Origin of the sequence: Enterobacter sp. DC1 (assembly GCF_000568075.1) — a bacterium.
Classification (GTDB): domain Bacteria; phylum Pseudomonadota; class Gammaproteobacteria; order Enterobacterales; family Enterobacteriaceae; genus Enterobacter; species Enterobacter asburiae.
This window is the reverse complement of the sequence record NZ_AZUA01000001.1, coordinates 910,570-924,820: the sequence shown is the minus strand read 5'-3', so window position 1 is coordinate 924,820 and position 14,251 is coordinate 910,570. Positions and strand designations below refer to the sequence as shown.

Sequence of the window (14,251 nt, the reverse complement as noted above, 5' to 3'; positions counted from 1 at the left end):
TTATGAATGGAAGAACGCCAGCGTCTTCTCGAGCGATTTAGCCTGCTCATCCAGCGAGAGCGCCGCGGCAGAGATCTGCTGAACCAGAGAGGCGTTCTGCTGGGTCGTGCTGTCCATCTGGTTAACGGCGGTGCTGACCTGGCTAATCCCGCGATTTTGCTCGTCCAGCGCCTGAACGATATCGTTGATGACCAGATGCACATGCGATACCGCTTCAATCACCTGCTTCATCATCACCCCGGTTTCATTGACCAGCTCAACGCCTTTGCTTACGCGGCCTGAGGACTCGGCAATCAGCTGAGAGATCTCTTTTGCCGCGTTGGCGCTTCGCTGGGCAAGATTGCGCACTTCCCCTGCGACAACCGCGAAGCCGCGCCCCTGTTCGCCAGCCCGTGCCGCTTCAACGGCAGCATTCAGCGCCAGGATATTGGTCTGGAAGGCGATGCCGTCGACAATGCTGTTAATCTCACCGATCTTACGTGCGCTCTCATCAATCTCCCCAATCACCACGACCACATCGTTTACCAGCGTTTCGCCATGCCCGGCGAGGCTCGCGGCGCGATCGGTCAGCGTGGTCGCCTTATGCGCGTTGTCGGCGTTATTTTTCACCGTGACCGAAATCTCTTCCATGCTGGCTGCCGTTTCAACAATCGCAGCCGCCTGTTCTTCGGTTCGCGAGGCGAGGTCAAGGTTGCCAGCCGAAATTTCGCTGGTGCCGCCGTGCACGGAATGGCTGGCCTCGCTGATATTGTCGACGATGCGCTTAAGCTGCATCTGCATGGTGTGCAGGGCATAAAAAATGCTGTGGGTATCCCCGGAACGCACCGGGATGGTGTTGTTCAGATCCCCCCGGGCGACGGCCAGGGCGATCCCGGCGGCTTCCGAAGGTTCACCCCCCACCGGACGGTCAACTTTGCGGGTAAAGATCTGCGCCATCACCAGGCTAACCGCAACGATGCTTAACACCATCAGGACGATGGCTTTCAGTAAAAATGCGCGCGCTTCGGCCATCACTTCGCTGACCGGGGTGATAATGGCGAGTTTCCACGGCGTCTGGCTATTACCGACGGCGATGTCCTGCCAGGTGATAAACACGTCCTCCTTCAGCAGCGGATCGTTTACCCGGGTGACGTCATGACCGGTAATCTGACCGGCGTAAGGCTTGCCTGCCGCGCGCTTGTCCGGGCTGGACACCACGTTATTACCCGCGGAGAGGAGCAGGGCGTAGCCAGTGCCGTTCCACGGTTTAATCGCGCCGATCGTGGATTGCAGCGTGGCGAGGGAGAAGTCAGAGGTGACCGAGCCCAGAAACTGACCGTCGCGCATGATGGGGGCGGCAATCGAGGTGAGCATCACTTCCACGCCGTTGTAGGGATAAATATAGGGCTCGATGATCACATCTTTATGCCGTTGTTTCGGCAGCAGATAATAATCGCCGCTGCCGGGCGTTTCGATGTCCGTCAGCAGGTGTAATGCCGGTTTGCCGGTGGCATCGCGGTCGACGTAGCGGGCGTAGCGCCCGGCAGGATCCTCACCGCTTTGACCGGCCCAGACGGCATCTTTATCGTCGAACGCGTTAGGCTCAAAGGCCATCGACATGGAGAGAAACTGCGGGTGAGCCGAAAGGTAGTGGATGAGGAGCTGGTTCAGGCTCTGGCGATCGGATACGCCCGCCTCGCGCAGCGCCAGGGCGCTGTTGCCCATGTCCCGTGCGGCAGTCAGGGCAGAATCCAGCTGTTTGCTGACCTGCAACGATTGCACCTCGGCAATCTGGCGGATATGTTTTTTGGCCAGAACCTCCTGCTGCGCCATCCACTGCCACATCATAAACCCGATCGTTGCCGTAAAGCCCACCGTCACGGTGAGGAAAATGGACAATAGCATCAACGTCTTGACTCTTATTTTTTTTCTTTGGACCACGGCGTCTTTCATTCTCATCTCCCGTAATATCGTGCATGTCGGGCAGGCACCTATTCCTTATCGGATATTTTTTCCTCTTTCTGTAGAGCGCCAGGTATATTTAATTTAAATCCTGAAGATATAAATCCCGTTAATTAGTGTGGATGCTTTTATTTTGTGCATTCAATCAAAATAGTGCTCGATAATGCTCGTTATCGTCGTGTAGAAAGAGGATGCTAATAAATAATAAAGTTGTAGAGGAGGATGGGATATGTACGGATTTATTGCGCGACAACCCATTTTTAACCCTGAGATGAAGACGGTGGGCTACGAGCTGCTCTTCAGAGATGGGATGACAAACCGTTTTCCGGACGTGTCGGCGGAATATGCCACCTCCAGGATGATATCAGATCAGTTTTTATGCGTGCCGTCCCAGCGAATCGCCGGGACACATACGTCGTTTATTAATTTTCCGTCGCGAATGGTCATAGACCGCAGTGGAGAAGCGCTGGATAAAGAGAGCGTGGTGATTGAGATCCTGGAAGATGCTGTGCCGGGAGCGGAGCTGCTGCAGGCCGTCAGGGAGATGAACGCGCATGGCTATCAGTTTGCGCTTGATGATTTCACGCTTGCGCCAGAATGGGATGCTTTTTTACCCTATATTTCAATACTGAAATTTGACGTCAGAAATTATACCTTAGCGCAAATTAAACAGTATCTGAAAGAGCGTAAACATTTAACCGGGCATATTAAATATCTCGCTGAAAAAATTGAGACTAAAGAGGAATTCAGCCAATACCGGGAAGAGGGATTCTCGCTGTTTCAGGGCTATTTTTTCTGCCGTCCGGAGGTTATTAAATATAAACGGCTATCGCAAAATCAGCTGGCGATTTTTCGGCTGCAAATGGAGGTTGGGCGCAATAAGCCTGATTTTCGGATCGTCGAGTCGTTGATTAAAACCGATCTCACGCTGTCCTATAAGATCATGCGCTACATGAAGCACACCGCATTTAAACATATCGGTGCCTGTAATTTCAGCAAGTTAACCCTGAGTGAAGTGCTCAGATACCTCGGGGAAAACCAGCTGAGACGGTTTGTTGCCGTCGTGGTCCTGGCGAGCGCGGGCAATGACACCGTCAGCGAGCTTTACCCGCTGAGCATGATGCGCGGCAAGTTCTGCGAGCTGATAGCCGAGACGATGAACGAACCGGCGCTGGCTGAAAATGCCTTCATGTGCGGCCTGTTTTCGCTGCTCGATACCCTCCTTGAGCTGCCGATGGCCGAGTTGATGAAGCAAATTGCGGTCCCGCAGAGCGTGAGCAATGCCCTGTGCCACCAGGAGGGACGGTTAGCCGATATGGTGAGCCTTTGCCGGTACTATGAACAGCAGCAATGGGACGAGGCGACCCGGGTTCGTCAGGCGCTGGGTCTGACGGATGAGGATGTGGTTGAGGCGATGAGAAAGGCGACGATCTGGGCTGGGGAGAACGCGGTCAGTTAATCCTCCTCACGCCGCACGTACGGCGTGAGGAAGAACGCGATACCGTTACCGGCCCGCTTTTAATTTCTGATAATACTCTTCGTAGAGACGGCTGGCGTCACCGACATCGTTCTGCCATTCACCTTTGCTGATGGTTTCGGCATCCGGATAGAGCGATTTATCGTTAGCTACCTCAGGCTTCAGCAGCTTGCGTGCGGCGAGGTTTGGCGTCGGGTAGCCAATCGTCTCGGCAACCTGTTTCGCCACGTCAGGGCGCAGCAGGAAGTTAATCAGCTTATGCGCCCCTTCAACGTTTTTCGCGTTGGCGGGGATCGCAAGACTGTCCATCCAGAAGATCCCGCCTTCTTTCGGCCAGACCACCTCAAGCGGCGTACCGGCCTGGCGGGCGACATACGCGGAGCCGTTCCACACCATTCCAAGATTCACTTCGCCTTCCATATACGGGTTAGCCGGGTTATCAGAGTTGAACGCCGCCACGTTAGGCATCAGCTTTTTCAGCTCGTTATACGCCGCTTCAATCTCTTTTGGATCCGTCGTGTTGCCCGAATAGCCCAGCTTGCGCAGCGCCACCTGGAACACTTCACGCGCGTCGTCGGTTAACAGCAGGCTCCCTTTGTATTCCGGCTTCCACAGGTCGGCCCAGCTTGTCACCGTTTTCGGATCGACGGCCTCGCTGTTCACGCCAATCGCGGTTGCTCCCCAGATGTACGGAATGGAGTAGTCGTTATTGGGGTCGAACGGCTTGTTGAGCATCTCTGGATCGAGGTTTGAAAAATGGGTTAGCTTCGTTTTATCGATCTTCTGGATCATGCCCTCTTTGCGCATTTTGTCAACAAAGTAGGTGGAAGGAACGACCAGATCGTACGCGCCGTCTTTGTAGGTTTTCAGCTTGGCGTACATGGTTTCATTCGACTCGTAGGTCGAGTAGATCACCTTGATGCCCGTCTCCTTTGTGAACTGCTCCAGCAGGCCCGGCGGCACGTATTCGGTCCAGTTGTAGAAGTAGAGCGTTTTACCGTCATCAGCGTGCGCGGCACCCATGCCAAGCACCAGCGCCGCAGCGGCGAGCATTTTTTTCATTTCATTGTCCCCTGAGATTTTGTTTTATCACGAGCAATAACCTGGCTGGCGATCACCAGAACCAGCGAAAACACCAGCAGAATGGTCGCCAGCGCGTTCACCTCCGGTGAGACGCCGACTTTCACCATTGAATAGATCTTCAACGGCAGAATTTCATAGCTCGGCCCGGTGACGAAGGAGGACACGACCACGTCATCCATCGACAGAGTAAAGCTGAGCAGCCATCCGGCCGCCACGGCGGGCATCGCCAGCGGCAGGATGATTTTGCGCAGGATGGTCATCTCGCTGGCGCCCAGATCCTTCGCCGCCTCCAGCATGCGCAGGTCGAACCCTTTCAGGCGTGCGAAAACGGTCACCACCACAAACGGCAGGCAGAAGGTGATATGCGAGAACAGCAGAGACCAGAAGCCAAGCTGTACGCCCAGCAGCATAAACAGTACCAGCAGCGAAATGGCCATCACGATGTCCGGTGACATCATCACCACAAACAGCATGCCGCTGACGAACGGTTTGCCGCGAAAGCGATAGCGGTACAGCGCCACGGCGGTGAGCGAGCCAATCAGCGTCGCGAAGGTGGCGGAGAAGATCGCCATCGTCAGCGAGTGCTGAGCGGCCTGCAGCAGGCTGTCGTTGTTCATCAGCAGGCTGTACCAGTTGGTGGTAAAGCCCTGCCAGTTAATCCCGAAGCGTGAGCTGTTAAACGAGTTCACGATCAAAATAACGATCGGGATATAGAGATAGGCATAGATGGCGGTCATAAAACCGCCGCGAAGCAGTCGACCGATCATTCGAGTTCCACCTTTTTATTCAGCAGGCGTGAGGCGCGCCAGTAGACCAGCAGCATCAGGCCCATTACCACCGTCAGCGTAATGCTGGTGGCGGAGCCGAACGGCCAGTCGCGGATGTTGAGGAACTGGCTCTTGATCACGTTGCCGATCAGCAGGTTTTTCGCGCCGCCCATCAGATCCGACACATAGAACAAGCCCATCGCCGGGAGCATCACCAGCAGACAGCCCGCGATAATGCCGGGCATCGTCAGCGGAATAATGATGCGAAGAAAGGTCTGCAGCTTACTGGCACCCAGATCTTTTGCCGCTTCCAGCAGCGGTTTATCCAGCTTCTCAATGCTGGAGTAGAGCGGCATCACCATAAACGGCAGCAGGATGTAGACCAGGCCGATAATGACCGCGCTCGGGGTAAACATGATGCGGATCGGCGTATCAATCACTCCCAGCCACAGCAGAAACTCGTTGAGATAGCCTTTAGTGCTAAGGAAGATTTTCAGCCCGTAGATGCGGATTAACGAGTTGGTCCAGAAGGGAACAATCAGTAAAAACAGCAGCAGGGGCCGCACCTTTTGCGGCAGGCCCGCGAGGAACCATGCGAAGGGATAACCCAGCACCAGACAGGCAAGGGTGGCAATCAGCGCCATATTGAGCGAGTGCAGCAGCACGTCAAAATAGAGCGGATCGAGCAGGCGCGCGTAGTTGTCCAGCGTAAAGACCAGCGAAACGAAGCTAGCGTCGTCGCGGGTCAGAAAGCTGGTGGCAACGATCATCAGGTTGGGTAAAAAGACAAACAGCACAAGCCAACCGACGATCGTGGCGATCACCACATTCTGGAATTTACTTGTGTTCTTCATCAGCCAGCACAACCTCCCAGCTTTCTACCCAGTTGATAACCATTTTCTGGTCGAGAGAGTGGTCGAAGTCAGGGTCGTCTTCGTTAAAGAATTCGCTGACCATCACCATCTTGCCGTTCTCCAGCTCGACAACGGACTCCAGCGTCATCCCTTTGTAGTTGCGCTCGCGAATATAGCCGATTAACCCTTCGGCCTCGGTATTGCCGTGAATTTCATCGACGCGCAGATCTTCCGGGCGCAGCAGAACGTTGAGCTTTTGTCCCTTTTCGACGGGGAAATTCACCGTGATATTGCACTCGCGCCCTTCGACGTTGGCGCGCACGCGCTGGTCGTCCAGACGCTCAATCACCGTGGCGTCGAAGATATTGATCTCGCCAATGAAGCTGGCGACAAACAGATTCTTCGGCTCTTCGTAGATTTCGCGCGGCGTGCCGTCCTGCTCGATTTTGCCGTCGCGCATCACCACGATGCGGTCAGACATGGTCAGGGCTTCTTCCTGATCGTGGGTGACGAAGACAAAGGTAATGCCGAGCTTGCGCTGCAGGGCTTTGAGCTCGTTCTGCATCTGCTTGCGCAGCTTGTAATCCAGCGCGGAGAGGGATTCATCCAGCAGGAGCAGACGCGGCTTGTTGACCACGGCGCGGGCGATGGCCACACGCTGCTGCTGGCCGCCGGAAAGCTGATGGGGTTTACGCTGGGCAAACGTCTCAAGCTGCACCATGCGCAGGGCGTCGGTGACGCGCGGTTCGATCTCATTCGCCGGAGTTTTTTGCATCCGCAGGCCAAACGCCACGTTTTCAAACACGGTCATGTGCGGGAACAGGGCATAGCTCTGAAAGACGGTATTGACGTGGCGATCTTCGGCAGGAACCCGGGTGATGTCCTGGTTCTCAAGATGGATATGACCGTTATCGACGCTTTCCAGCCCGGCGATAAGGCGCAGTACGGTTGTTTTGCCGCAGCCCGAGGGGCCAAGCAGCGTCAGAAACTCACCGTCATTGATGGTGAGAGTGAGGTCGGAAATAACGTCTTTACCATCAAAACTTTTACGAATTCGTTCCAGTTGCACCAGCGGTGAACGTGAACGGGATTGTGTATTCAATTTTTGCGCTGTCCCATATAGACGCCTCAGGCAGCAGACTGAAGCGGGGTTTGTGTGTAACCACCTTGGTGACTCGTAATGAGGGCGGACATTCTACGGCAATCCCCTGCGATCGCCAATCCTTGTCACTGATTCATAAGCTACATTTATTAACGCATAACCATATAAACGGAAAATATTCTCGTTTGCGGGATAAAAGTGACCTGACGCAATATTTGCGTTTTGATGCTTATTGATAATGTTGTCACAAAAAGTGAGGGTGACTGCATGGATAAATTACTTGAGCGTTTTTTACAGTACGTTTCGCTGGATACCCAATCTAAACCGGGTGTTCGTCAGGTGCCCAGCACCGAAGGCCAGTGGAAGTTATTAAACCTGCTTAAAGAGCAGCTTGACGCCATGGGGCTGGTCAACGTCACGTTAAGCGAAAAAGGCACTGTGATGGCAACGCTGCCGGCGAATGTCGAGGGTGATATTCCGGCAATTGGCTTTATCTCCCATGTCGACACCTCTCCGGATTTTAGCGGTAAACATGTGAACCCGCAGATTGTGGAAAACTACCGCGGCGGCGATATTGCGCTGGGCATTGGCGACGAGGTGCTCTCGCCGGTGATGTTCCCCGTGCTGCACCAGCTGCTGGGCCAGACGCTGATCACCACCGACGGTAAAACGCTGTTGGGGGCGGATGACAAGGCGGGTATCGCGGAGATCATGACCGCGCTGGCGGTGCTGAAAGAGAAAAATATCCCGCACGGTGATATCCGCGTGGCCTTTACGCCGGATGAAGAGGTGGGAAAGGGCGCAAAACATTTCGACGTGGAAGCCTTTAACGCGCAGTGGGCCTATACCGTCGACGGCGGCGGCGTCGGTGAACTGGAGTATGAAAACTTCAATGCCGCGTCCGTCACCATCAAAATTGTCGGCAACAACGTTCACCCCGGCTCGGCGAAAGGCGTCATGGTGAACGCGCTGTCGCTGGCGTCACGAATTCATGCAGAAGTCCCAGCGGAAGAGAGCCCTGAACAGACCGAAGGGTATGAAGGTTTCTATCACCTGACCAGCATCAAAGGCACCGTGGACAGCGCGCAGATGCACTACATCATCCGCGATTTCGACCGCAAAGCCTTTGAGGCGCGCAAGCGTAAGATGATGGAGATCGCTAAGAAGGTCGGTAAAGGATTACACCCTGATTGCTATATTGAGCTGATCATTGAAGACAGCTATTACAACATGCGCGAGAAGGTGATGGCGCATCCGCATATTCTTGATATCGCCCAGCAGGCGATGCGCGACTGCGATATTGAACCGCAGCTGAAGCCGATTCGCGGCGGCACCGACGGTTCTCAGCTGTCGTTTATGGGGCTGCCGTGCCCGAACCTGTTTACCGGTGGCTACAACTATCATGGCAAGCATGAGTTTGTGACGCTGGAAGGGATGGAAAAAGCGGTGAAGGTGATAGTGCGGATAGCGGAGTTGACCGCTAAACGCTAAGAAAAAGCCCGGTGGCGCTTCGCTTACCGGGCCTACGATCGGAATGTAGGCCGGGTAAGGCGAAGCCGCCACCCGGCATTAAGGCAAGGAATGCCCATGTCAAACTATCGTCGCCACTACGTCCCAGGTGGAACCTGGTTCTTCACCGTCAATCTGCAAAACCGCCAGAGCGATTTGCTTACCCGTCATATCGACAGCCTGCGTGCTGCGACCTCAACGGTTAAACATGCAAAGCCATTTACTATCAACGCATGGGTAATCCTTCCTGAACATATGCACTGTATCTGGACCTTACCGGAAGGCGACAGTGACTTTTCGGCACGCTGGCGCGACATCAAAAAGACATTTAGCCGCAACATTGAAATGCGCCATATCTGGCAGCCACGCTTCTGGGAGCACACCGTCCGTAACGAAGAGGACTACCGGCGGCATGTGGATTACGTCTACATTAATCCGGTGAAACATGGCTATGTCAGTAAGGTCAGCGACTGGCCGTATTCAACGTTTCATCGCGATGTACGGGAAGGGTTGTATCCGGTGGATTGGGCGGGAGAGATCGAGGATTTTGCAGCGGGAGAGCGGAAGTAAAAAGCCGGGTGGCGGCTACGCCTTACCCGGCCTACAAAACCCGTGAACGTAGGCCCGGTAAGCGAAGCGCCACCGGGCATTACAGCGACTCAGTCCTCAAAGAACCAGTACCCGCTGTTGACCAGCGCGGCGAGCATCGCGAGGAAGGAAGGATCTTCCAGCGCATCGCCAAAGGTGTCGGCAGTCAGCACCAGATGGCTGGCAATGGCTTCCAGCGCCGGACGGTGCGGAGAGTCCAGCTTCTCGCCGTTGACGAACACCTCTTCACCAATGCGCAGCACGCGCAACCCGCCCAAACGCGTCAGCTTGTCGCCCTGCTGAAGCGCATCATAAATCTCGTCAGCCTGATACGGCGGCTCCGGCGGCGCAACGTCCAGCTCGTGACGAGACTGGCTGATAAACTCACCAAACCACTGTTTGAAGTGCTCCGGCTCGTTGATCAAATCCAGCATCATGCCGCGCAGCTTATCGAGTTCTTCTGGCAGAATATCCGCCGGATGCTCGCGCGCAGGCACATCAGGGTCGCTGTAACGATAGCTGCCCAGCTCGCGCTGCAGGACGTAGTCGGCAAATCCGCTGATCATCTCGCGGCCGCTCGGCGCGCGGAACCCCACGGAGTAGTTGAGTGAGTTTTCCAGGGAGTAGCCCTCGTGAGGGAATCCCGGCGGAATGTAGAGAATATCGCCCGGCTCCAGCTCTTCGTCGATAATCCCTTCAAACGGGTCAACCTGAAGCAGGTCCGGATGCGGGCAGTGCTGCTTCATCGGCACTTTTTCGCCCACGCGCCAGCGGCGGCGGCCCGTACCCTGAATGATGAACACGTCGTACTGGTCAAGATGTGGACCTACGCCGCCGCCCGGCACGGAGAAGGAGATCATCAGATCGTCCATGCGCCAGTCGGGCAGGGCGCGGAACGGGCGCATTAATGCGGCAGTGGGCTCGTGCCAGTGGTTGACCGCCTGCACCAGCAGCGACCAGTTGTTTTCACCGAGGTGATCGTAGCTTTCGAAAGGACCGTGGCTAACCTGCCATTTCCCGTCCTGGTGGCTGACCAGACGGCTGTCGACTTCGTTTTCCATGGCCAGACCTGCCAGCTCGTCAGGCGAGATAGGGTCGACAAAATTGCTGAATCCGCGTTTCAGAACCACCGGGCGTTTTTGCCAGTAACGTTCAATAAACTCGGGCCAGTTAAGCGTTAAGTGATAATCCATAATTTTTTTATTCCGCAGGCTCTTACTGACTCGGATTATAACGGAAGCTCAGCCCCCCGGCTGCGAGTTCCTCGCATTTTTCACATAACGGGTTAACTATCGTTCAATGTGGGCTGCTGGCGGCCAAAAATAACCTCCATTCTGGCGCCGCCCAGCAGGCTTTCACTGGTTTCTATTTTCCCGTCGTACTGGTCGACAATCTCGCGCGCGACGGCCAATCCTACGCCCTGACCGGGACGCAGCGTATCGGCGCGCTGACCGCGATCGAACACCACGTCACGCTTATTGCGCGGGATCCCCGGGCCATCGTCCTCAACGATAATATGCAGTTCGGTTTCCGTCTGACGCGCAGACACTTCCACGAACTCCAGACAGTATTTGCAGGCGTTATCCAGCAGGTTGCCCATCACTTCCATGAAATCATTTTTTTCACCCACAAAGCTTATTTCAGGCGAGATATCGAGGCTGATATTCACCCCTTTGCGCTGATACACCTTATTGAGGGCGGAGGTGAGGTTATCCAGAAGCGGGGCTACCGGGTGCAGCTCGCGGCTCAGCAGCGCGCTGCCTGAACGCATGCTGGCGCGATGCAGGTAATAGCCAATTTGCTGTGAAATACGGCTGATCTGTTCCAGCATCACCGGCTCGGCATCATCGACGCTTAGCTTCGAACTGCGCATTGAACGCAGGGTACTTTGCATCACGGCCAGCGGAGTTTTCAGGCTGTGGGTCAGGTCGGTAAGGGTGGTACGGTATTTATCGTAGCGTTCGCGTTCACTTTTCAGCAGGCGGTTGAGGTTACGCACCAGGCTGGTGAGCTCACGGGTCGTTTCCGGGTTGAGCTTCTCGCGATGATGTTCTTCCAGCTCACGAACCTCTTTCGCCAGGGACTCAATGGGGCGCAAGCTCCACCACGCCGCTACCCACAGCAGCGGGATCACCAGCAGGAGATTCGCAGCCAGAACGTAGATGAACCAGCTCCAGACCATATAAGAACGCTTCAGCTCGACCGGAATGGTGTCGATCACCACGATGGTCAGCTGCGGCATGTTCAGCGTCGCCGGATAGAGGTTAATCGCGACGGAGTGCGTCATCTCCGTTTCGGCGTTGTCGGCGCGGATCTCGTTTAGCTTTTGCTGCAGGGAGCGATCTTCACGGATCAGCGAGCTGGTGGTGTTGAGATCGGCTTCAATTTCATGAAACCCGTTGGTTTTGAGCCAGTCCGGACGAATGCTTTTAACCAGCCAGGGGATGTCTCGCTGCGCCCACAGCAATTTCCCTTTTTCGTTATAAATCAGGGCCAGCGTTGGGCTCTGCTGGTTGAGGTTTTCCGGCATTTCGACGGTGATTCGGTTGTTTTCCCACTTCGCCAGGGTATAAAACAGATTGCTTTCGCCGCGCAACAGCCGAAAGGTGGTTTTATCAAAGCTGACGCTGTAGCCCACCAGGGCGACCATGCCGTAGGAGAGCGACAGCACCAGCACGACGGCGGCTGTTGCCAGTAAGAAACGAACCCGCAGCGAGAGGGGCAGAATGTGGCGCAAAATCCGTCTCATTTAGCGTAATTCGAACAGGTAGCCCTGGCCACGGACGGTGGTAATCACATCCTGCGGATACTGCGCCTGAATTTTCTTACGCAAACGTCCCATCAGCACGTCAATGGTATGGCTCTCGCGCAGTTCAGCATCAGGATAAAGCTGGAGCATTAAGGAATCTTTGCTCACCACTTTGCCATTGTTACGGATCAGCGTTTCCATGATGGTGTATTCGAAGGCGGTGAGCTTAATCACTTCATCATTGATCGCTAATTCCCGGCGGGAGAGATCGACCTGGAATGGCGGGATGGAAATAACCTGTGAAGCCAGCCCGCTGTTGCGGCGTAACAGCGCCTGCATGCGCGCCGCCACCTCTTCAATATGAAACGGCTTGGTGACGTAATCGTCTGCACCCGCGCTGAGCACTTCAACCTTATCCTGCCAGCCTTCACGGGCGGTCAGAACCAGAACCGGCAGGGAGACATCGTGGCTGCGCCAGCGGCGAATTAACGACAGACCGTCTTCGTCAGGCAACCCTAAATCGACAATGGCGATATCCGGCAGGTGTTCATTGAGATAATAATCGGCTTCTTTTGCATCTTCAGCATCGTCCACCTGATGTCCCATCTCCTGAAGCTGAACCTTCAGGTGATGGCGTAGCAATGCGTTATCCTCAACAACCAGTACGCGCATCATCTCTTCTCCCTAAATAATTGGTATGAATAGTTTAACGCTGATTATGTTGTTGTGGGGATAAACATTGAGTAAACCGGGGAAAAGCATCCCCCTTTTCGGGCGAAAAGGGGGAGAGGGGCGTTACTTCAGCTCGTCGACCATGGTGATGGCGCGGCCAATGTAGTTCGCCGGGGTCATCGCCTTCAGGCGCGTTTTCTCTTCTTCCGGCAGCGCCAGACCGTCGATAAACTGCTTCATGCCTTCGGCGTCAACGCGTTTTCCGCGGGTCAGCTCTTTCAGCTTCTCGTACGGTTTTTCGATACCGTAACGGCGCATCACGGTCTGGATTGGCTCCGCCAGTACTTCCCAGTTGTGATCCAGCTCGTCCAGCAGACGGTCACGGTTCACTTCCAGTTTGCTCACGCCTTTCAGGGTGGACTGGTACGCGATCAGCGCGTAGCCAATGCCCACGCCCAGGTTACGCAGTACGGTGGAGTCGGTCAGGTCGCGCTGCCAGCGGGATACCGGCAGTTTGCTCGCCATATGCTGCAGCACGGCGTTCGCCAGGCCCAGATTGCCTTCGGAGTTTTCGAAGTCGATTGGGTTTACTTTGTGCGGCATGGTGGAAGAGCCGATTTCACCGGCGATCGTTTTCTGCTTGAAGTGGTTCAGGGCGATGTAGCCCCACACGTCGCGATCGAAGTCGATCAGGATGGTGTTGAAGCGCGCGATGCAGTCAAACAGTTCGGCGATATAGTCGTGCGGCTCAATCTGGGTAGTGTACGGGTTCCACTGAATGCCCAGAGAGGTCACGAACTCTTCGCTGAACTGGTGCCAGTCAACTTCCGGATAAGCGGCGATGTGGGCGTTATAGTTACCGACCGCACCGTTGATTTTGCCGAGGATCTCAACCTGCTCCAGCTGACGGTACTGGCGCTCCATGCGGTACGCGACGTTCGCCATCTCTTTACCCATCGTGGATGGGGTGGCTGGCTGGCCGTGGGTACGGGAGAGCAGCGGAATGTCGCGGTATTCCACGGACAGCGCTTTTACCGCGTCGATGATTTTACGCCAGTAAGGCAGCACCACCTCTTTGCGCGCGGTGGAGAGCATCAGCGCGTGAGAGAGGTTGTTGATGTCTTCAGATGTACAGGCGAAGTGAATGAACTCAGACACGGCGTGCAGCGCAGGGACGCTTTCCACTTTCTCTTTCAGGAAGTACTCAACCGCTTTCACGTCGTGGTTGGTGGTGCGTTCAATGGTTTTAATGCGCGCGGCGTCTTGTTCGCTAAACTCAGCAACGATTTTATCAAGGTAATCGTTTGCCTTTTCGTCAAAAGCAGGAACTTCCTTGATTGCTGCCTGGGCGGCCAGCTTTTGCAGCCAGCGTACTTCAACCTGAACACGGAACTTCAGCAAACCATATTCGCTGAAGATCCCGCGCAGCGCGCTGACTTTATCGCCGTAGCGTCCATCGACAGGGGATACGGCGGTCAGTGAGGATAATTCCATAATTCGCAACTCCGG

12 protein-coding genes are annotated in these 14,251 nt (G+C 55.1%); 3 read left to right on the top strand and 9 right to left on the bottom strand.

Annotation, left to right across the window (positions count from 1 at the left end; translation table 11 throughout):
* Positions 1-1,932: a methyl-accepting chemotaxis protein gene (locus tag P346_RS17025; RefSeq protein WP_032657980.1), complete on the bottom strand. Its 1,932-nt coding sequence runs from the start codon at positions 1,930-1,932 to the stop codon at positions 1-3.
* A 238-nt stretch (positions 1,933-2,170) separates the two neighbouring features.
* On the opposite strand from P346_RS17025, the gene P346_RS17030 reads away from it, so the two are divergent.
* The gene (locus P346_RS17030) at positions 2,171-3,400 is read left to right on the top strand and encodes an EAL and HDOD domain-containing protein (protein ID WP_032657978.1); all 1,230 of its coding nucleotides are present in this window, start codon (positions 2,171-2,173) and stop codon (positions 3,398-3,400) included.
* Between the two features lie 45 nt (positions 3,401-3,445).
* Here the strand turns inward: P346_RS17030 and potD are convergent, their stop codons facing one another.
* From potD to potA, 4 genes are read right to left on the bottom strand one after another with little or no spacing between them, the layout of a single operon-like run.
* Positions 3,446-4,480, bottom strand: coding sequence for a spermidine/putrescine ABC transporter substrate-binding protein PotD (potD, locus tag P346_RS17035; RefSeq protein ID WP_032657977.1), 1,035 nt, complete (start codon positions 4,478-4,480; stop codon positions 3,446-3,448).
* On the bottom strand, positions 4,477-5,268 hold the full coding sequence (gene potC / locus P346_RS17040) for a spermidine/putrescine ABC transporter permease PotC (RefSeq protein WP_032657975.1): 792 nt from the start codon (positions 5,266-5,268) through the stop codon (positions 4,477-4,479). The genes potD and potC overlap by 4 nt, the downstream gene beginning before the upstream one ends.
* Positions 5,265-6,122 (bottom strand): spermidine/putrescine ABC transporter permease PotB, encoded by an 858-nt coding sequence (gene potB / locus P346_RS17045; protein WP_032657973.1) that lies wholly within the window; start codon positions 6,120-6,122, stop codon positions 5,265-5,267. The genes potC and potB overlap by 4 nt, the downstream gene beginning before the upstream one ends.
* Positions 6,106-7,254 carry a spermidine/putrescine ABC transporter ATP-binding protein PotA gene (gene potA / locus P346_RS17050; RefSeq protein ID WP_166770273.1) on the bottom strand — a complete coding sequence of 383 codons (1,149 nt, stop codon included), beginning with the start codon at positions 7,252-7,254 and terminating at the stop codon, positions 6,106-6,108. The genes potB and potA overlap by 17 nt, the downstream gene beginning before the upstream one ends.
* 237 nt (positions 7,255-7,491) lie before the next feature.
* Here potA and pepT point away from each other — a divergent pair, with 237 nt between their 5' ends.
* Positions 7,492-8,715: a peptidase T gene (gene pepT / locus P346_RS17055; protein ID WP_032657969.1), complete on the top strand. Its 1,224-nt coding sequence runs from the start codon at positions 7,492-7,494 to the stop codon at positions 8,713-8,715.
* Between the two features lie 96 nt (positions 8,716-8,811).
* Complete coding sequence (locus P346_RS17060) at positions 8,812-9,303, top strand: REP-associated tyrosine transposase (protein WP_032657967.1); 492 nt, start codon at positions 8,812-8,814, stop codon at positions 9,301-9,303.
* Positions 9,304-9,392: 89 nt separating this feature from the next.
* On the opposite strand, the gene P346_RS17065 is transcribed toward P346_RS17060, so the two are convergent.
* The 4 genes from P346_RS17065 to purB form a co-directional block, all read right to left on the bottom strand.
* Positions 9,393-10,514 (bottom strand): ribosomal protein uL16 3-hydroxylase, encoded by a 1,122-nt coding sequence (locus P346_RS17065; protein WP_023311180.1) that lies wholly within the window; start codon positions 10,512-10,514, stop codon positions 9,393-9,395.
* Positions 10,515-10,606: 92 nt separating this feature from the next.
* Positions 10,607-12,070, bottom strand: a complete 1,464-nt coding sequence (gene phoQ / locus P346_RS17070; protein WP_029739851.1) for a two-component system sensor histidine kinase PhoQ — start codon at positions 12,068-12,070, stop codon at positions 10,607-10,609.
* Positions 12,071-12,742, bottom strand: coding sequence for a two-component system response regulator PhoP (phoP, locus tag P346_RS17075; RefSeq protein ID WP_028019015.1), 672 nt, complete (start codon positions 12,740-12,742; stop codon positions 12,071-12,073).
* 123 nt (positions 12,743-12,865) lie between these two features.
* Positions 12,866-14,236 carry an adenylosuccinate lyase gene (gene purB / locus P346_RS17080; RefSeq protein WP_008500757.1) on the bottom strand — a complete coding sequence of 457 codons (1,371 nt, stop codon included), beginning with the start codon at positions 14,234-14,236 and terminating at the stop codon, positions 12,866-12,868.
* Positions 14,237-14,251: the final 15 nt, after the last annotated feature.

Excerpts from the sequence above, each read along its gene's own strand:
- potC (WP_032657975.1), bottom strand. The coding sequence starts at position 5,268 with ATGATCGGTCGACTGCTTCGCGGCGGTTTTATGACCGCCATCTATGCC.
- phoQ (WP_029739851.1), bottom strand. The coding sequence starts at position 12,070 with ATGAGACGGATTTTGCGCCACATTCTGCCCCTCTCGCTGCGGGTTCGT.
- purB (WP_008500757.1), bottom strand. The coding sequence starts at position 14,236 with ATGGAATTATCCTCACTGACCGCCGTATCCCCTGTCGATGGACGCTAC.
- P346_RS17025 (WP_032657980.1), bottom strand. The coding sequence starts at position 1,932 with ATGAAAGACGCCGTGGTCCAAAGAAAAAAAATAAGAGTCAAGACGTTG.
- P346_RS17060 (WP_032657967.1), top strand. The coding sequence starts at position 8,812 with ATGTCAAACTATCGTCGCCACTACGTCCCAGGTGGAACCTGGTTCTTC.
- potD (WP_032657977.1), bottom strand. The coding sequence starts at position 4,480 with ATGAAAAAAATGCTCGCCGCTGCGGCGCTGGTGCTTGGCATGGGTGCC.
- phoP (WP_028019015.1), bottom strand. The coding sequence starts at position 12,742 with ATGCGCGTACTGGTTGTTGAGGATAACGCATTGCTACGCCATCACCTG.
- P346_RS17065 (WP_023311180.1), bottom strand. The coding sequence starts at position 10,514 with ATGGATTATCACTTAACGCTTAACTGGCCCGAGTTTATTGAACGTTAC.
- pepT (WP_032657969.1), top strand. The coding sequence starts at position 7,492 with ATGGATAAATTACTTGAGCGTTTTTTACAGTACGTTTCGCTGGATACC.
- P346_RS17030 (WP_032657978.1), top strand. The coding sequence starts at position 2,171 with ATGTACGGATTTATTGCGCGACAACCCATTTTTAACCCTGAGATGAAG.
- potB (WP_032657973.1), bottom strand. The coding sequence starts at position 6,122 with ATGAAGAACACAAGTAAATTCCAGAATGTGGTGATCGCCACGATCGTC.